Origin of the sequence: Spongisporangium articulatum, from assembly GCF_044465595.1 — a bacterium.
Classification (GTDB): Bacteria; Actinomycetota; Actinomycetes; order Actinomycetales; family Kineosporiaceae; genus Spongisporangium; species Spongisporangium articulatum.
This window is the reverse complement of record NZ_JBITLV010000002.1, coordinates 365917-383000: the sequence shown is the minus strand read 5'-3', so window position 1 is coordinate 383000 and position 17084 is coordinate 365917. Positions and strand designations below refer to the sequence as shown.

Annotated in this window: 15 protein-coding genes and 2 tRNA genes; 4 read left to right on the top strand and 13 right to left on the bottom strand. The window is 71.1% G+C overall.

Annotated features, from left to right (window positions below; genetic code table 11):
* Positions 1–8 precede the first annotated feature (8 nt).
* Both ACIB24_RS07965 and ACIB24_RS07960 read right to left on the bottom strand, forming a co-directional pair.
* Positions 9–1220, bottom strand: coding sequence for a methyltransferase domain-containing protein (locus ACIB24_RS07965; RefSeq protein ID WP_398277780.1), 1212 nt, complete (start codon positions 1218–1220; stop codon positions 9–11).
* On the bottom strand, positions 1217–3883 hold the full coding sequence (locus tag ACIB24_RS07960) for a valine--tRNA ligase (protein ID WP_398277777.1): 2667 nt from the start codon (positions 3881–3883) through the stop codon (positions 1217–1219). Before ACIB24_RS07960 ends, ACIB24_RS07965 begins: the two co-directional genes overlap by 4 nt.
* 149 nt (positions 3884–4032) lie before the next feature.
* On the opposite strand from ACIB24_RS07960, the gene ACIB24_RS07955 reads away from it, so the two are divergent.
* Entirely contained in the window at positions 4033–4953 is a 921-nt protein-coding gene (locus ACIB24_RS07955; protein WP_398277775.1) for a hypothetical protein, read from the top strand.
* Positions 4954–5021: 68 nt separating this feature from the next.
* Positions 5022–5846 carry a hypothetical protein gene (locus ACIB24_RS07950; protein ID WP_398277772.1) on the top strand — a complete coding sequence of 275 codons (825 nt, stop codon included), beginning with the start codon at positions 5022–5024 and terminating at the stop codon, positions 5844–5846.
* 98 nt (positions 5847–5944) lie between these two features.
* Here the strand turns inward: ACIB24_RS07950 and clpX are convergent, their stop codons facing one another.
* The 6 genes from clpX to ACIB24_RS07920 all read right to left on the bottom strand — a co-directional run bounded on the left by clpX (position 5945) and on the right by ACIB24_RS07920 (position 12157).
* A complete protein-coding gene (gene clpX, locus ACIB24_RS07945) occupies positions 5945–7228 on the bottom strand; it encodes an ATP-dependent Clp protease ATP-binding subunit ClpX (RefSeq protein ID WP_398277769.1) in 1284 nt (427 codons plus the stop codon).
* Positions 7229–7363: 135 nt separating this feature from the next.
* Positions 7364–8011 carry an ATP-dependent Clp protease proteolytic subunit gene (locus ACIB24_RS07940; protein WP_398277766.1) on the bottom strand — a complete coding sequence of 216 codons (648 nt, stop codon included), beginning with the start codon at positions 8009–8011 and terminating at the stop codon, positions 7364–7366.
* Between the two features lie 71 nt (positions 8012–8082).
* Positions 8083–8742, bottom strand: a complete 660-nt coding sequence (locus ACIB24_RS07935) for an ATP-dependent Clp protease proteolytic subunit (RefSeq protein ID WP_398277763.1) — start codon at positions 8740–8742, stop codon at positions 8083–8085.
* A gap of 238 nt (positions 8743–8980) precedes the next feature.
* Positions 8981–10402 (bottom strand): trigger factor, encoded by a 1422-nt coding sequence (tig, locus tag ACIB24_RS07930; RefSeq protein ID WP_398277760.1) that lies wholly within the window; start codon positions 10400–10402, stop codon positions 8981–8983.
* An 87-nt stretch (positions 10403–10489) separates the two neighbouring features.
* Positions 10490–11992, bottom strand: a complete 1503-nt coding sequence (locus ACIB24_RS07925; RefSeq protein ID WP_398277757.1) for a M48 family metallopeptidase — start codon at positions 11990–11992, stop codon at positions 10490–10492.
* A 91-nt stretch (positions 11993–12083) separates the two neighbouring features.
* A tRNA-Pro gene (locus ACIB24_RS07920) sits at positions 12084–12157 on the bottom strand.
* A gap of 105 nt (positions 12158–12262) precedes the next feature.
* On the opposite strand from ACIB24_RS07920, the gene ACIB24_RS07915 reads away from it, so the two are divergent.
* Positions 12263–12336, top strand: a tRNA-Gly gene (locus ACIB24_RS07915).
* 15 nt (positions 12337–12351) lie between these two features.
* On the opposite strand, the gene ACIB24_RS07910 is transcribed toward ACIB24_RS07915, so the two are convergent.
* From ACIB24_RS07910 to ACIB24_RS07890, 5 genes are all read right to left on the bottom strand, one after another.
* Positions 12352–13554 (bottom strand): tyrosine-type recombinase/integrase, encoded by a 1203-nt coding sequence (locus ACIB24_RS07910; protein ID WP_398277754.1) that lies wholly within the window; start codon positions 13552–13554, stop codon positions 12352–12354.
* Positions 13554–13790 (bottom strand): helix-turn-helix domain-containing protein, encoded by a 237-nt coding sequence (locus ACIB24_RS07905; protein ID WP_398277751.1) that lies wholly within the window; start codon positions 13788–13790, stop codon positions 13554–13556. Before ACIB24_RS07905 ends, ACIB24_RS07910 begins: the two co-directional genes overlap by 1 nt.
* The gene (locus ACIB24_RS07900) at positions 13771–15531 is read right to left on the bottom strand and encodes a replication initiator (RefSeq protein WP_398277748.1); all 1761 of its coding nucleotides are present in this window, start codon (positions 15529–15531) and stop codon (positions 13771–13773) included. Before ACIB24_RS07900 ends, ACIB24_RS07905 begins: the two co-directional genes overlap by 20 nt.
* A gap of 92 nt (positions 15532–15623) precedes the next feature.
* A complete protein-coding gene (locus ACIB24_RS07895; RefSeq protein ID WP_398277745.1) occupies positions 15624–15854 on the bottom strand; it encodes a hypothetical protein in 231 nt (76 codons plus the stop codon).
* Between the two features lie 23 nt (positions 15855–15877).
* Positions 15878–16831 carry a hypothetical protein gene (locus ACIB24_RS07890; RefSeq protein ID WP_398277742.1) on the bottom strand — a complete coding sequence of 318 codons (954 nt, stop codon included), beginning with the start codon at positions 16829–16831 and terminating at the stop codon, positions 15878–15880.
* A 47-nt stretch (positions 16832–16878) separates the two neighbouring features.
* Here ACIB24_RS07890 and ACIB24_RS07885 point away from each other — a divergent pair, with 47 nt between their 5' ends.
* Positions 16879–17076: a hypothetical protein gene (locus ACIB24_RS07885; RefSeq protein WP_398277739.1), complete on the top strand. Its 198-nt coding sequence runs from the start codon at positions 16879–16881 to the stop codon at positions 17074–17076.
* The last annotated feature ends 8 nt before the right edge of the window (positions 17077–17084 follow it).

Genomic DNA, 17084 nt, shown 5'->3' with positions numbered 1-17084 from the left:
CGTAGGGTTTATCGCGGCCGGCTCGACACGGTCGCCCGGTAGGCGTGCGTCACGTACGGCACGTCGACCGTCCCGTCGGTCGCGGCCGCCGCCCCGACCGCGCGCACGTCGGCCAGGATCGCCTCGCGCTCGGCCGGCGGCGCCGCGATCACGTAGCTGCGGGAGGCGACCATCGCGACCAGGTCGTCCAGGCTCAACCGGCGGGTCCACGACCACGTCCACGACTCGAGCGGGCCGAACGGCTCGACCAGCTGCGGGCCGCCGTCCGCGACGATCTGCTCCCCCGCGCTCCTGGCCCGCATCGCCCGGCCGAGATCGGCCGCCCAGGGCAGGCTCTCGTCCCGGACGTTCCAGATCAGCCCGAGCCGCCCACCGGGGCGCAGCACCCGCGCGACCTCCGCACAGCCGGCCACCGGGTCGACCCAGTGCCAGGACTGCCCGAACGTCACCGCGTCGGCGAAGTCGTCGGCCACCGGCAGCCGCTCCCCCGTGCCCCGCTCGATCCGGACGAAGGGCTGGTTGCGGGCCAGGACCTCCAACATGCCCGGGTCGGGGTCGACCGCGATCACCTCCGGAGCCAGCCGGGTCAGGACGGCGGTCAGCTTCCCGGTGCCCGCACCGACGTCGAGGACCCGCTCCGCACCACCGGGCAGCAGCCAGGCCACCGCCTCGGCCGGGTACTCGGGCCGGCCCCGGTCGTAGTCGCCCGCGGCCTGCCCGAACGACGTGGCCCGCTCGCGGCGCTCCTGGCGCAGCAGGCGGGCGGCCGTGGGGACGACGAACGCCTCGGTCAGCGGGGCGAGGTCGCCGCGCGCCGGGCGCGCGGGGTCGTGACCCAGCGGGTCGAACCAGAGCACCTCCTCCAGCTCCGCGGCGGGCTGGACGGCGGCGAGCGGGTCGGTGCCCGGCGGCAGGACCGCGGCCAGGTCGAGCCGGAACACCTCCGACTCCACGACGTGCCCGGGCTCGTTGGCGGCGTCGGCGCTGAACCGGCCGAGCGGTTCGAGCGCCGACGCCTCGACCACGAGGCCGAGTTCTTCGTGCAGCTCGCGAACCAGTGCGGCGGAAGCGGTCTCACCGGGTTCGAGCTTGCCACCGGCCTGCATGAACCGGGACGTGCCGCGCTTGCGGACGAGCAGCATGCGCCCGTCGTGCAGGATCAGCGCGGCGGCGACCCGGATCGTGCGCCCCGGCCCGCCCGTCTCCCCCGGGTCGCTCACGCCTCCGGCAGCCCGGCCAGCTGGGCCTCGAGCCGGGCCACCTCGGCCTCGGCCGCGGTGAGCCGGGCCTTGATCTTGGCCACCACCTCGGCCGGCGCCTTGGACAGGAACTGCTCGTTGCCGAGCTTGGCCCCGTTCTGCACCCGTTCCTTGATGGCCGCCGCGAGGTCCTTCTCCAGCCGCTTCCGCTCGGCCACGAGGTCGACGGCGCCGGACAGGTCGACCTGCACCGTCACCGACCCGAGCGCCAGCTTGGCCGAGGGCGCGAACCCGTCACCCGGCTCGTCGAGGCGGGCCAGCGAGCGGATCGTCGTCTCGTGCCCGGCCAGCCCGTCGGCGTCCAGCCCCTCGAAGCTCGCGACCACCCGCTGCGTCGGCTTCACGCCCTGGTCGGCGCGGAACCGCCGGACCTCGGTGATCAGGCGCTGCAGCGACTCGATCTCCCGCTCCGCCGCCGCGTCCCGGGGCGGCAGCGGGTGCGGGCTCGTGCGGCCGTCGGTGTCGACGCTGCTCGCCGGCCACGGAGCCACCACCACGGACTCGCGCCCGGTCAGCGCCGTCCACAGCGACTCGGTGACGAACGGGGCCACGGGGTGCAGCAGGCGCAGCACGACCTCGAGCACCTCGCCGAGCACGCGGCGGGTCACCTCGGCGGTCCGGCCCCCTTCGGCGAGAGGCAGTTTCGCCAGCTCGAGGTACCAGTCGCAGACCTCGTCCCAGACGAAGTGGTACAGCGCCTCGGTGGTCTTGGCGAACTGGAAGTCCTCGTAGCCGGCGTCGACCTGTTCGACCACCTCGGCCAGCCGGGACAGGATCCACCGGTCGGTCACCGACAGCTCATCCGACCCCGGAAGCTCGCCCTCCACCGTCGCGCCGTTGATCAACGCGAACCGGGTGGCGTTCCAGAGCTTCGTGCAGAAGTTCCGCGACGCCTGCACCCAGTCCTCGCCGATCGGGACGTCGGTGCCCGGGTTGGCGCCGCGCGCGAGCGTGAACCGCAGCGCGTCGGAGCCGTAGGCGTCCATCCAGTCGATGGGATTCACGGTGTTGCCGAACGACTTCGACATCTTCTTGCCGTGCTGGTCACGGACCATGCCGTGCAGCGCGATCACCGGGAACGGCGCCTGGCCGTCCATCGCGTAGATGCCGAACATCATCATCCGGGCGACCCAGAAGAACAGGATGTCGTAGCCGGTGATCAGCGCGCTGTTCGGGTAGTACTTGGCCAGGTCGGCGGTCTGCTCCGGCCAGCCCAGCGTCGAGAACGGGAAGAGCGCGCTGGAGAACCAGGTGTCGAGGACGTCGGGGTCCTGCACGTAGCCCTCGGGCGCCGTCTCGTCGGGGCCGACGCACACGACCTCGCCGTTCGGCCCGTACCAGACAGGGATCCGGTGGCCCCACCACAGCTGCCGCGAGATGCACCAGTCGTGCATGTTGTCGACCCAGGCGAACCAGCGTGACTCCAGGTCCGCCGGGTGCACCTTCACGCGGCCCTCGCGCACCGCGTCACCACTGGCCTTGGCCAGCGGGGCCACGTTCACGAACCACTGCAGCGACAGCCGCGGCTCGACCACGTCACCCGAGCGCGAGCAGTGCCCGACGGCGTGCACGTACGGCCGCTTCTCGGCGCCGACCCGGCCCTGCGCGGCCAGCGCCTCACGCACCGCGGTGCGCGCCTCGAACCGGTCCATCCCGTCGAAAACGGTTCCGGTGCCGGTGATCTTGGCGTCCTCGGTCATGATGTTCAGGCTCGGCAGGTCGTGCCGGCGGCCGATCTCGAAGTCGTTCGGGTCGTGCGCGGGGGTCACCTTCACCGCGCCCGTGCCGAACTCCGGGTCGACGTGCTCGTCGGCCACGACGGGGATGCGGCGGCCGGTGAGCGGCAGCTCGACGGTGCGCCCGACCAGGTGCCGGTACCGCTCGTCGTCGGGGTGGACGGCGATACCCGTGTCGCCCAGCATGGTCTCGACCCGCGTGGTCGCGACCACGATCCGGTCGTCCCCGTCGGGATCGCCGTAGACGAGCTCGACGAGCTCACCCTCGTCGTCCTGGTGCTCGACCTCGATGTCGGACAGCGCCGTCATGCACCGCGGGCACCAGTTGATGATGCGCTCGGCGCGGTAGATCAGCTCGTCCTCGTACAGCTTCTTGAAGATCGTCTGGACGGCGCGGGACAGGCCCTCGTCCATCGTGAACCGCTCGCGGGTCCAGTCGACGCCGTCGCCGAGGCGGCGCATCTGGGCCAGGATCTGCCCGCCCGACTCGGCCTTCCACTCCCAGACCCGCTCGACGAACGCCTCGCGGCCCAGGTCGTGCCGGCTCTGGCCCTTCTCCCGCAACTGCCGTTCGACCACGTTCTGCGTGGCGATGCCCGCGTGGTCGGTGCCCGGCAGCCAGAGGGCGTCGTAGCCCTGCATCCGGCGGCGGCGGATCACCGCGTCGATCAGCGTGTGCTCGAACGCGTGGCCCAGGTGCAGGCTGCCGGTGACGTTGGGCGGGGGGATGACGATGCAGTACGGCGGCTTGCCGGACTCCGGGTGCGCCCTGAAGTACCCCCGCTCCACCCAGGACTCGTAGAGCGGGCCCTCTACCGCCGCCGGCGCGTACTGGGCCGGCAGGTCGGTCGTCGGGCGTGGCCGGGTCTCGGCCGGGGTCTCGGACATGCCTGGATTCTACGGATCGGGGCGGGCCGGTTCGAAATCAATACGGGCCTGTCGGACGACGGGTGGACGCCGGGCCGCGCCACCCGGACGGGTGCAGCGATCGCCGTCCCGGCTCAGGTGGGCCCCGGAAGACCCCGATCCAGCACCTCATGGGCGGAAACAGGCAGCCGGACTACGACTTCATCGCGCCGCGACCGGGCAGCACGCAGGACCAGCCACCCGCGCAGGCCCCTGACCGGCACCTGCCCCCGATCCCGGCCGCACCCGACGTCCCCGAGCAGGGCGCCCCCGGCGCGTACGCCGCGCCGGACGGGGCGCCGTACGCCCAGGCCCAGGCGCCGTACGCCCAGGCGCCCTACGCACAGACCCCGCAGCCCCCGCAGCCGCAGCCCCCGTACCCGCCGGCGGCCTACCCGCCCGGCGCCTACGGTCAGGCCCACCACCCGCAGGGCCGGGTCGTCCCGCACCCGTACCTCGAACCCCGCCGCAGCGGTCTGCCCCGCTGGGCGATCGCGCTGATCGTGACGCCGATCGTGCTGGTCGTGGCCGGGGTCGGTGTGGCGGTCGCCGTCCCGATGTTCCAGAACCGGCAGGCGAAGGCCGAATTCGCGCAGACCACGGTCACCCTGCCCGCGATGATCACCGGGCTCGAGCGCCAGGAGACCGACCCCTCGATGGAGTCCCAGTTGTCCGGGATGGGTCTGCCGTCGGGCTCGCTCGGCGTGTACGGCACCGACGACGACACGATGGTCGTGATCGCCGTCAAGAACGACGAGGCGATGGTGCCCTCCGACCAGGCGAAGGCCCGCGAGGAGATGGTCAAGGGCTTCAGCCGGTCCAGCAAGATGCGCCTGGACCTGCAGTCGGGCGATCCCGGCCGCCTGGGCGGCTACCTCGGCTGCGCGCAGCCCGCGGCGCCCGGCAGCGGCTCCGGGGCGGGCGCCGGGACGGCCACCGTGTGCCTGGCGACCGACTCCGCCGCCCTGGTCATGATGGTCAAGGCCACGCCGGTGACCGACCCCGCGGCGCTGATGCAGAAGGTCCGGGCCGCGACCGTGCACCGCGCCTGAGCACGGATCCGACCGATTCAGCCGGACGGGTGATCAGGCCGGGGCGGCCAGGTGCCGATCCGGGGCACATGGCTCGAGCCCCCGAATCCCAGAGCGCCCGTCCCGGCAAGTACCGCGAACCGCACAGTGGTGACGCTGCCCTGCCGGTGAACCCCCGTACCCCGGAGGACGACCGCACGCCGGACGGCACCGACGACCCGCAGGACGGGGGTACCCACGGCCGCCCGACCTGGCGTCCGGAGACGGGCACCGAGTCGCGGACCAAGCGGCGGGGTACCCGGCACGCCGGCACCCGCCGTCCCGGGCACGACGGACGGCCCGACAGCCGGCTGCCCGCATGGCTCCTCCCGGCGATCGCGGGGGCCGCGGTCGTCGCGGTCGTCGTGCTGATCGCCGCCGTCGTCGTCCCGTCCGTCGGGGACCACCGGCGTACCAGCCGGTGGGAGTCCACCAGCGTCTCGCTGCCGACCTCGCTGGCCGGGCGGGCCAAGCTGAGCGGCGCCCGGGCCACCAACATCGTGAAGACGCTGTCGGTCTCCGGCCTGCCCGCCCAGAACGTCGGGGTGTACGGCACGTACGAGAAGGGGCTGGTCGTGGTGAGCGCCTCGAAGCCGAGCCGCCCCCTGACCGACGCCGACGCCGACCGCCAGAAGGCCCTGGTCCAGAAGGCGTTCAGCACGCAGAGCGCGCTGGGCACCTCACTGGTGCTGAAGGAGCAGGACGTCGGTTCGCTGGGCGGTTACGTCGGCTGCGGCACCATCTCGGCGGGCAAGGTGACCGTGTGCCTGGCCACGGACGCCGGGTCGATCGTGACCATGCTCGCCGGCCCCGGCGTCACCGACCCGATCGCGCTGATGGGTCAGGCCCGGGCCGCCACCGTGCACCGTTCCTAGTTGTTCGTGATCATGCAGAAAGGCCCCCACCCCGTGGATGCGACGGAGACCGTCACCCCGAGGTCCGGGGACCTTTCTGCATGATCACGAACTGAGGGTCAGGCGGACTTCTCGCCGCGCTGCTGACGCGGCTTGCGGGCCGGCGCCTCGCGCGGCACGAGCGTCGGGACGACGTTCTCCAGCACGACCTCCCGGGTCACCACGCACCGGGCCACGTCGTCGCGTGAGGGCACGTCGAACATGACCGGCAGCAGGACCTCTTCCATGATCGCGCGCAGGCCCCGGGCGCCGGTGCCGCGCAGGATCGCCTGGTCGGCGATCGCGTCGAGCGCGTCCTCGGTGAACTCCAGCTCCACGCCGTCGATCTCGAACATCCGCTGGTACTGCTTGACCAGCGCGTTCTTCGGCGACGTGAGGATGTTGACCAGCGCCGAGCGGTCGAGGTTCGAGACCGTCGTGATGACCGGCAGGCGGCCGATGAACTCGGGGATCAGCCCGAACTTCAGCAGGTCCTCGGGCATCACGTCGCCGTAGGCGTCCGCCTCCGACCGGGCCTCGTGCAGCTGGGCGCCGAAACCGATGCCGTGCTTGCCGTTCCGGTTGGAGATGATCGTGTCGAGGCCCGCGAACGCACCGCCCACGATGAACAGGACGTTCGTCGTGTCGATCTGGATGAACTCCTGGTGCGGGTGCTTGCGGCCGCCCTGCGGGGGCACGCTCGCCGTCGTCCCCTCGAGGATCTTCAGCAGCGCCTGCTGCACACCCTCGCCGGACACGTCGCGCGTGATCGACGGGTTCTCCGACTTACGGGCGATCTTGTCGACCTCGTCGATGTAGATGATGCCCGTCTCGGCCTTCTTGACGTCGTAGTCCGCGGCCTGGATGAGCTTCAGCAGGATGTTCTCGACGTCCTCGCCGACGTAGCCCGCCTCGGTCAGCGCGGTGGCGTCGGCGATGGCGAACGGGACGTTCAGCATCTTGGCCAGCGTCTGCGCCAGGTACGTCTTGCCGCAGCCGGTCGGGCCGATCAGCAGGATGTTCGACTTGGCGATCTCGACCGGCTCGTCGTTGCGGCGGCCCGGTTCACCCGCCTGGATGCGCTTGTAGTGGTTGTACACGGCGACGGCGAGGGACTTCTTCGCCGACTCCTGGCCGACCACGTACTGCTCGAGGAACTCGAAGATCTCCTTCGGCTTCGGCAGCTCGACGAGGCCGAGGTCGCTGGCCTCGGCCAGCTCCTCCTCGATGATCTCGTTGCAGAGATCGATGCATTCGTCGCAGATGTACACGCCAGGGCCGGCGATCAGCTTCTTGACCTGCTTCTGGCTCTTTCCGCAGAAAGAGCACTTCAACAGGTCGCCACCGTCTCCGATGCGGGCCACGCGCAGTCCTTCCTCGTCAGGGCCGGGTGTACCGCTCGCCCGTGTGGACTCATCCCACGGGCGAGCTGATACGGCCCGACTCCATTCAACGCCACCGGGCCTGCCCCTGTCAGCGGCAGGCCGAGTGGAGTCGGGTCAGGAGGTCGCCGGAGCAGTCACCGGAGGGGTGCCCTTCCGGCTTCCGAGTACCTGGTCGACCAGTCCGTATTCGAGCGCCTGCTCTGCAGTCAGGATCTTGTCACGCTCGATGTCCTTACGCACCTGCTCAGCGTCCTTGCCGGCGTGGAAGGCGATGGTGTCCTCCAGCCACGTACGCATCCGCAGGACCTCGTTCGCCTGGATCTCGATGTCCGAGGCCTGCCCGTAGTCGCTACCGGACATCGCGGGCTGGTGGATCAGCACCCGCGCGTTCGGCAGCGCCAGCCGCTTGCCCTTGGTGCCGGCCGCCAGGAGCACGGCCGCCGCCGAGGCCGCCTGCCCGAGGCAGACGGTCTGGATGTCGGGCTTCACGTACAGCATCGTGTCGTAGATGGCCGTCAGGGCCGTGAACGACCCGCCCGGCGAGTTGATGTACATCGTGATGTCCCGCTCCGGGTCCTGGGACTCCAGGACCAGCAGCTGGGCCATGATGTCGTCGGCCGAGGCGTCGTCGACCTGCACGCCGAGGAAGATGATGCGGTCCTCGAAGAGCTTGGTGTACGGGTCGAGGCGCTTGAAGCCGTAGGCGGTGCGCTCCTCGAACTGCGGGAGCACGTAGCGCCCGGTCGGGGTCAGGTCTGCCATCGGGGTCTCTCCTGGTTCTGTGCGCCCGGTGCGGGCCGGGACGACGGGTGGGGGGCCGGAGGGGCGAGGGCTCAGGCCCCGGTGCCGCCGCCGCCGCTGACGTCGCGCGCGGAGCGCACCACGTTGTCGACCAGCCCGTACTCCTGGGCCTCGCTGGCGGCGAACCAGCGGTCACGGTCGGAGTCGGCGGTGACCTGCTCGACCGACTGGCCGCTGTGCTCGGCGATGAGTTCGGCCATCTGCCTCTTGATGTAGAGGATCTGCTCGGCCTGGATCTTGATGTCCGTGGCCGTACCGCCGATGCCGCCCAGCGGCTGGTGCATCATCACGCGGGCGTGCGGCAGGGCGTAGCGCTTGCCCTTGGCGCCGGCGGTGAGGAGGAACTGCCCCATCGAGGCCGCCAGGCCCATCACCACGGTGGCCACGTCGCACGAGACGAACTGCATCGTGTCGTAGATGGCCATGCCGGCGCTGACCGAGCCGCCCGGGGAGTTGATGTAGAGGTAGATGTCCTTGTTGGGGTCTTCCGCCGCCAGCAGGAGCATCTGCGCGCAGATCGCGTTCGCGTTCTCGTCGCGGACCTCGGAGCCGAGGAAGATGATCCGGTCCTTCAGCAGGCGGTTGTAGACGTGGTCGTCGTAGCCCATACCGGGCGACGCGGTGCGCGCGACCGTGGGGTCGGCGGCGCTGGCGTCGAAGCCGGGCGAGCCTGGAACGATCAGGTTGCTCACTATGTCGCTCCCGAAGGTGTTCGTGCGTGACCCCTGGTTCGGGGCCGCACCGGGCGGGTCACCCGGTGCTGACGACAGTAACGCGGGCGACGGCCAGTGATCCTCCCTAACCGACCGTTGTTCGCTCTGGGCGCATCAACCCTGGTTCTGCGGTGATCATGCACAAACGCACCATGCCCGCGGTGATCTGGAGGTCGCCACGGGCATGGTGCGTTTGTGCATGATCACCGCATAGGGCTCAGATGCTGAGATTCGGCAGCGCGGCCGGGTTGTTGGCCCCGGACGGCTCCACGGGCGCACCGTGGTCGTGCCCCTCGTGATCGTGATCGTGATCGTGGCCCGAGTGGTCGTGACCCGCGTGCTCGTCGATCTCCAGCGGCTCGCCGCCGTCCTTCGGGAACAGGTCGTCGAGGTTGATCGTGTTGCCCGAGGCGTCCTTGATCTGCGCGGCCTCGAGCACGACGGCGAGCGCCTTGCGGCGGCTGACCTCGGCGACCATCTGCGGGATCTGGCCCGCCTTGTCCACGGCGCCGATGAACTCGTTCGGGTCCATCCGGTACTGCTGGGCGCTGGCCAGCAGGTACTCGATCAGCTCCTGCTGCGAGACCTGGACCTCGTGCTTCTCGACGATCGCGTCGAGCAGCATCTGCGCCTTGAACGCCTTGCGGGCCTCCTCGGCCACCTCGACGCCGTGCGGGTCGTCCTCTTCCTTGCCCTCGTTGGCCAGGTGCTGCTTGACCTCGTTCTCGATCAGCTTCTCGGCGATCGGGATGTCGGCCTTCTCCAGCAGGACGTCGAGCAGCCGCTCGCGGGCCTGCAGGCCCTGCTGGTAGCGGGCCACCTCGCCGGCCTGGTCGCGCAGGCTGGCCTTCAGCTCGTCGAGGGTGTCGAACTCGCTGGCCAGCTGGGCGAACTCGTCGTCCGCCTCGGGCAGCTCGCGCTCCTTGACCGACTGCACGGTGATGGTCACCAGCGAGTCCTCACCGGCGCGGTCACCCCCAGCCAGGGGGGTGTTGTAGGTGGTGGTCTCCCCCGCGCTCATGCCCGGCAGGACGTCGTCCATGCCGGCCAGCATCTCGCCGGAACCGACCTGGTAGGAGACGCCCTGGACGGAGTCGATCTCGTCGCCGTCGATGGAGGCCTTCAGGTCGATGCTGAGGAAGTCGCCCTCGGCGGCCGGGCGGTCGACCGTCTTGAGGCTGCCGAACCGCTCGCGCAGCGAGGTGAGGCGCTCCTCGACCTGTTCGTCGCTCACCTCGACGTCGTCGACCGTGACGTCGACGCCGTCCAGGTCGGGGAGCTCGAACTCGGGGCGGACGTCCACCTCGGCCGTGAACTTCAGGTCGCCGCCCGCGGCGGGGTCGGGCACCTCGGTGACGTCGACCTCGGGGTTGCTCAGCGGGCGGATCGAGCTCTCCTCGACGGCCTGCGAGTAGAAGCCGGGGAGGGCGTTGTTGACGGCCTCCTCCAGCACGGCTCCGCGGCCGATGCGCTGGTCGATGATGCGCGGCGGGATCTTGCCCTTGCGGAACCCGGGGATGGTCACCTGGTTCCCGATGGTCTTGTACGCCTCGTCCAGGCTCGGCTTGAGCTCCTCGAACGGGACCTCGACGGTCAGCTTGACCCGGGTCGGGTTGAGGGTCTCGACGGCGCTCTTCACTTCGTTGTCTCCTGGGACGGACGGCGGTGGACCACCCGCCATCGTAGCCGGGCCGGAGGGGTGCCCCTGACCACCAGCCGGCCGGGGCTACGCGCGCTCCAGCAGGGCCCGCAACCGGCTCACCTCGCGGGTCTCCACCGCCTCGACGACCAGGGCCTGCAGGTCCAGCGGGACGTCGTCCGCCTCCTCCGCCGCTTCCGTCGCCCCCCGGTCGGCGGCCGGGGGAAGCAGGACGCCGGTCAGCCAGTGGGTGGCCGGGCGCCAGCCCGCCTCGCGCAGGACGACGTCGAGGGCGCCGCCGAGCACGGTGGCCAGCAGCCGGCTCGCGACCCAGCGGCCGAGTTCAGCGGGCAGGGTGTTCAGCTCGGCGTCGACCGCGCAGGCCAGGGCCCAGGCGTCGCCGTCGGCGATCATCGTCAGCGAACGCCGCAGGCCGTCGCGCAGGTCGTCGGAGCCGGTACCGTCGCGCAGCCCGTCCCGGTAGGCGTCGGCCGGCGGCGTGAAGGCGGTGGCCGGTCGGTCGAAAAGGCTCACCGGGTGCCAGTCCTCGTCCTTCTCGGCGGAGGCCACCTGGTCGGCGCACCACTGCTCGATCACCTCCCAGGCCCGGATCTCGACCGCCCCGCGGGCCGGAACGGGCCCGACCAGCCGGCGGACGTCGTCCGGCCGCACCGGCTCGAGCGGCTCGGGCAGGGCCTGGGCGCGCTGCGCCCAGTCGGGGTGGGTGTCGGCCAGCGGTTCGGGATCGGGTGCCCCGGAACGCAACCGGGCCCGGGCCAGCACGTGGGGGTCACCGGCGGCGGCCGCGTAGGCGGCGTAGAGGTCGATCGGGTACTCGTCGTCGTCGGCGAGGTAGTCGACCCAGTCCTCGACCAGCAGGTCCCACACGTCGACGAGCCCCTCGGTGCGGCGCATCGCCTCCCGCAACGCCTCACTGCCGGCCAGCTGGGCGGCCCGCGCATCGGCGTCGAACTCCGCCTCCCACAACCGTTTCTGCGTCGCCCTCAGCAACGGCCGGACGACGAACGCGGGCGGGGCGAGCAGCCGCCCCTGCTTCTCGACGAGGGTCTCGCGGGTCACGGCCAGGCGCAGCCACAGCCGGTCGCCCAGCTCGGGGGCGTGCGCCATCTCGTGGGCGAGGGTGGCCACCAGCTGCTCGGGGCTGAAGCAACGGATCAGCGGCCAGCCGATCAGCACGGTCTTGACCCGCCGTCGCCCCTGACGCGTGACGATCATGGACGCGTTCGCGTCGGGCGCGATGCGCACCGTCAGCGCTTCATGGACGTCGAGCCTCTCGGCGACCTTGCGGACCAGGTCGACCAGCTCCGGTTCGTCCGGCGCCTCGACCGGGCGGCCCGGCGGGTCGTCGGGGACGAACACGTTCCCCACGACCTTCAGCCCGACCAGCCCCGCGACCGGCAGCAGCACGAACCACAGGTGCGTGGCGACCACCGTCACGGCCCCGGCCAGCGCGACCACCGTGACCAGCGGGTGGGCCAGGACCAGCATGACCACCAGCAGCAGCCGGTCGCCGCGGCGGGACCGGCGCGGCGGTCGGGTGCTCACGGAGGCGGTTGCGGAGGAGGTCATGGCTGCCTGACGGTAACCAATGCGAGGTGTCCGGTACACGGCTTCGGGCGTGACTCGCAGCTCGCCCGCCGCCCGATGGCGCCAGCTATTGTCGGGGTACCCGGATTCGAACCGGGGGCCTTCCGCTCCCAAAGCGGACGCGCTACCAAACTGCGCCACACCCCGCGGCCGTGTTCGTGCGCGATCGCGGCCTTCGAGCAGGATAGCCGGGGCACGCTATGGTTGCCGGGCGCTGCCGCGGAGCCCTTGGAGGCGACGTCACGGCGTCACGCGGGTGTAGCTCAATGGTAGAGCCCCAGCCTTCCAAGCTGGTCATGCCGGTTCGATCCCGGTCACCCGCTCCACCGTTCCACCGCAGGTCAGCGGTTAGTTCCCGCACTCGGCCGACCGTCTCCCCGCTTCGTCTGGGCATTGCGTGCCCGTTGCGTGCCCGATCGATTCGGCGTCCGGGCCTGTTTGGCGGCCTGGTGGTGCTTGTCGAGGACGACGTCGAGAGCGTCGGCAATCGCGCGGTCACGGTCCTGCGAGGCGTGTTGGTAGATCAGTGCGGCCCGGGTCGAGCCGTGGCCCATGCGGGTCATCAACTCACGCAGGCTGGCGCCGGTCGCGGCCGCCATCGTGTTGCCGGTGTGCCGAAGGTCGTGGAAGTGCAGGCCCTCCACGCCGACCTTGATCGTCGCCTTGCTCCACAGCACGTGCCAGTTGCTGCGCCGAGGCGTTGCGCCCTTGGGGCCGACGAACACGCGCCCTTCTTGGCCAGGTTGGGCGAAGTCGTCAAGGTGACGACGCAGGTCGGGGACGACGGCGGCCGGGAGCGTCACGGTTCGCACGCCCGCACCGGACTTGGGCGGCCCCTCGACCTGTTGCCCACCGATCTCGGTCACGACGACCTCGACCCGGAGCGTTCGGGCTTCGAGGTCGATGTGCTTGCGCCGCAGCCCCATTGCCTCACCGAAGCGCAGGCCGGTGAAGGTGGCGACCAGGACCAGGGCGCGGTACCGCTCCCCCACGGCGTCGGCCAGGGCGAAGACCTCGGGCAGCGTGGCGGTTGGCCGTTCGGCGATCGGCTCGACCCCGGCGCCGGGGATGCGGCACGGGTTGCGCCGGATGATGTCGTCGTCGGCGGCCGTGGCCATGACGGCTTTGAGCAGCCGGTACGCCTTGGCCACGGTGACCGGGCCGACGTCGGCGGCGAGCAGGTCGGCGCGCCACGTCCGGACCCGAGGTGCGGTGACCTCGCGGAGCGGGAGGCGGCCGAGGCTCGGTGCGATGTGCAGTCGGAGCAGCGACTCGTACAGCTCGACCGTCCGAGGGCGGAGGCCGGGCCGTTCCTCGATCCAGGTGGAGGCGTATTCACCAAGCAGCGTTTCGCCCGCGGCCGGGTCACGCCAATCCCCGACCCGCAGTTCGGCCTCTTGGTCGGCCAGCCAGATCGTGGCGTCGGTCTTGTTGCTGAAAGTCTCCGGGGCGGGCCGGTCGATGCCGTCGGGGCCGAGGTAGCGGGCCTGCCAACGGCCGGACGGGAGCTTGCGGACGCGGCCGAACCGTCTCTTGCTCGGCACTAGGCAGCCCTCCCCCGCGCCCGCTGGTCACGACGGTCGCGGCGCGGGGTCGGCTCGACGGTGCCTGTGGCGATGTACTCGATCAGCGCCGACTCCGGGATCCGCACGTGGCGGCCCAGTCGCACGAACCGGATGCGTCGCTCCGCGATGAGTCGGCGCGGGAACCTCGGGCCGGTGCCGAGCAGCTCCCCAGCCTGGTCGACGCTGAGCAAGGGGTCACGGCTGTTCTGTTCCATCGGTGGCGCTCCTTCCGTGGTCGGGGTCGAGGGGTGTTGCTGAAAGAAGTTCGGGGGGTGGTGGTTTGCCGTCGCGGGCGGCTTCGTAGGCGGCGCGCCATCCGGAGCGTTGGGCGATCGCGGTCAGCAGCCGGTGCGCGAGGGGCGGGATGGGTGCGTTGCGTTCCACGGGCGCCCACGAGTACCGGTCACGGGTCTTGTCCCGGGGCCGAGCAGGCCGAGCAGATTCGGCCGGCCTTTGCTCGTCGCCCTCGTTGTCACCGTCGTCGACCTGCTCGGGGTGGACGCCGAGGGTGGCGAGGACCCAGGCGCGGCGGTCGTGCCGGTGGTCGGCCAGGGTCTTGCCGGTCCACTTGCGCGAGACGAGGATTCGCCGCCCGGCGTAGCCGAGGTATTCGCTCTTGTGGGCTTTGGAACGGCAGCCGCCGGGGGTTATGCCCGCGTGGGCGCCGCGGGGTTGGATGCCGTAGCGCAGCCAGTTCGCACACCCCGGCCCACACGGCTCGACCTTCGCCACGGCAGCCAAGCGGGCGAGGTGGGCGCGCTGTCTCGCGGCGTGGGGGTCGGTGTCGTCGATGGCGTGTGCGTCGGACATGGCCTTGGTCAGGTACTTGGCGAGGTAGCCGATGCGGCGCTCTGAGTCGGGCGTCCCGGCGAGCAGTCCCTGCAGGTCGACCTGAGCGCCGAAGCGCAGGACGTGGAAGGGCTGCGCGGCGAGTTCGGGGGCGTTGAGCTCGTCGGCCAGGTCGTCGGCGTGGTCGAGCTCGGCCAGCGCGTCAGCCCACGACGTGAGCGGGACACCGGTGGCCGCGTCGACATAACCCAGGTCGTCATCCCAGACCGGCGGGTTGTCGTCGGAGTGCACGACCGAACCGGTGGTCGGCCACCACACTTGGCGGTAGGTCGCGGCGACCACCTGCTTGACGAGGGCGCGTGGGATGGTGCCGCGGATCGCGAAGTGCGCGTGTGGGGCGAGACGCTTCTGGGGTTCGACGGTGGCGAAGTACTGGACCTCGAAACCCGCGACCCGACGGAGGTTCTGCACCAGCCGGTCGAGGAGCCCGGCGAACCCGAAGCTGTCGCGGACCTGCCTTACGTAGTCGTACGTGTCGGCGTCCTTGGGTGTGCCGTCGGTGTTCACGCGCCCGTAGGAGGGGAGGGTGACGGTCAGGAACATCGAGGGCCGGAACACCTCGCCGTCGTGGCCGGTGAAGGTGCGGCCGAGGGTGGTGGCTTCCATCGGCCGCTTGGGCAGGTCCGGCACGTCCGAGCGGCGGCGCGTCGACCGGGTGGCCCGCTGCACCTTGGCCGGATCTACCTGACCGCGCACCCCCGCGTGGCGTAGGGCGGCGTCGACGTCGGTGAGGGCTTCGGTATGGGCGAGGGCTTCCAGCTCATCCCCTGCGCTCAGGGCGTGGTCGCGAGCGGCTGTGATGTCGGCCCGCTCGACCATCAACGCTTGCTGCTCTGAGTTGGGGGCGTCAGGGGTGAGGTCGGGTTCGTCGAGGAGGTGCCAGCCTTCGCGGCACTGATGGACCCGCAGCCGCCGGGCTCGTTCGGCGCAGGACGGGCACTTAGACGCCAGCGTCGCGCCGCAGGGGACGTCGACGTAGGAGAGCTGCCCGGTGGCGGTGTCGGTGACCTGCATCGGCACCGGCCGGATGCACACGCCGTGGGAGACCGCGACCGCCTCGACGACATCCTGAGCCAGCGGCATCTTGGCCCGCTCGACCCGTGACATCCGCCCCGAAGCTCGGTGCAGGGCTTCACCTGTCTCACGAACCTTCTCGGGAGTAGGAGCCGTTGCGGTGCGGGGGTTCTCGTCCAGGGCGGTCACGCGGCCTCGTCCTCCATGAACTCGGGCTGATGGTCGAGCTGGCAGTCGGGGTGATCGGTGACGTCGTGGCCTTGCGCCGCGGTTTCGGCGGCCTCGGGGGTGGAGGTGGTGACGGTCCAGAGGCAGCCGGGGCGTAAGCAGTCGGCCGCCCAGAGGCCGGTGGAGCCGACCAGCACCCACCCCGGGGAAGAGAGGCGGGTGCCGGTCGGATCGGTGGTGTCGTCCATCGGTGATCGAGCCGTCCGGTGGTTCAGCGGCCGGGGACGTAGCCGGGCACGTGCCCGTTGCTGGCCGCCTGACGGTCGCGCCCCTGCTGGTCGCGCAGGACCTCGCGGTTGTAGGCGGCTCCGGCTCGCTGGCCCGCGTACTCCGGGTCGACGTACGGCTCGTAGGGGTCGGCCTGCGGGTTCTGGTCGACCTCGGCGTGGGTGTGCCACGAGACCGGGCCGTCACCGTCCTTCACGCCGACCATGCCCACCGGGGTCGCCTCACTGGTCTCGGCGGGTGCGGGCTGGACCTGCTGGCCCGCCTCGACCTGCTGGACGGGCTGGACAGCCTGGGGGGCGTAGGTGGGCGTGAGAGCGCGCAGCTGGGGCATGGCGTCCTCGACGGCGAGGCCCCGGTCGCGCCGGACCGGGACCGGGAGTTCCTTCGGCACGGGGCGGGTGTGGATGATGCCGAGCTTCATCGCGTCGTCGGCGCCGAGGGTCCGGTCGATGAGGGCGAACTTCTTGGCCTCCCACGCCGCGCCGAAGAACCGCAGCCACAGGGCGGGCTCGATCGTCGCGGCGGGCTGAGCGACGGTTCCGGCCGCCCGGCCCCGCAGGCGGAAGAAGCGCCGCATTTCGATCACCCACAGCGTGATGGCCGCGATGGGGGCCATGGCCATGACGACGCCGAACAGGACGCCCTTGCCTTCCTGGATCGCGGCGGTGAACTGCACCCCGGCCGCCAGGAGCGCGATGAGGGTGATGCCGAGGTTGAACGGGAACGGGGAGTCGCCGTCCTGGGCGACCTTCACGGCGTGGATGCCGAGGCCGACGGCGAACAGTTCGAGGATGGCGATGCTGATGACGCCGATGAAGCCGGGCGCGTGGCCGATCTCGGTCATCATCGTGTAGAGGCCCCACCCCCCGACGACGGCTGCGAGGCTGCCGAGGGCGAGCATGATCGGGTTGAGCCGGATGTTCAGGTTGCTGTTCATGGCACAGTGCCTTCCTTCGGTTGGGTTGGTGCTGGATGGATGGAGCGATGGCGATGCAGATTCGGCGGTTGGCCCGGATCGCTCAGGGTGTTTCGGTCCTGGTCCTCATCTGGGTCCTGGTGCTGCTTGTGCAGGGCCAGGCGACGAACGGGTGGGTTGCCCTCGTCGTCTGCACGACGCTGGTCTCGGTGGGATTGCAGCTGCTTGTCCTGCAGGAGGAGGCGCGGAACAGGCCGCCCGAGTAGTCGATCCG

Excerpts from the sequence above, each read along its gene's own strand:
- ACIB24_RS07960 (WP_398277777.1), bottom strand. The coding sequence starts at position 3,883 with ATGTCCGAGACCCCGGCCGAGACCCGGCCACGCCCGACGACCGACCTG.
- ACIB24_RS07955 (WP_398277775.1), top strand. The coding sequence starts at position 4,033 with ATGGGCGGAAACAGGCAGCCGGACTACGACTTCATCGCGCCGCGACCG.
- ACIB24_RS07950 (WP_398277772.1), top strand. The coding sequence starts at position 5,022 with ATGGCTCGAGCCCCCGAATCCCAGAGCGCCCGTCCCGGCAAGTACCGC.
- ACIB24_RS07940 (WP_398277766.1), bottom strand. The coding sequence starts at position 8,011 with ATGGCAGACCTGACCCCGACCGGGCGCTACGTGCTCCCGCAGTTCGAG.
- ACIB24_RS07925 (WP_398277757.1), bottom strand. The coding sequence starts at position 11,992 with ATGACCTCCTCCGCAACCGCCTCCGTGAGCACCCGACCGCCGCGCCGG.
- ACIB24_RS07905 (WP_398277751.1), bottom strand. The coding sequence starts at position 13,790 with ATGGAACAGAACAGCCGTGACCCCTTGCTCAGCGTCGACCAGGCTGGG.
- ACIB24_RS07900 (WP_398277748.1), bottom strand. The coding sequence starts at position 15,531 with ATGTCACGGGTCGAGCGGGCCAAGATGCCGCTGGCTCAGGATGTCGTC.
- ACIB24_RS07895 (WP_398277745.1), bottom strand. The coding sequence starts at position 15,854 with ATGGACGACACCACCGATCCGACCGGCACCCGCCTCTCTTCCCCGGGG.
- ACIB24_RS07890 (WP_398277742.1), bottom strand. The coding sequence starts at position 16,831 with ATGAACAGCAACCTGAACATCCGGCTCAACCCGATCATGCTCGCCCTC.
- ACIB24_RS07885 (WP_398277739.1), top strand. The coding sequence starts at position 16,879 with ATGGCGATGCAGATTCGGCGGTTGGCCCGGATCGCTCAGGGTGTTTCG.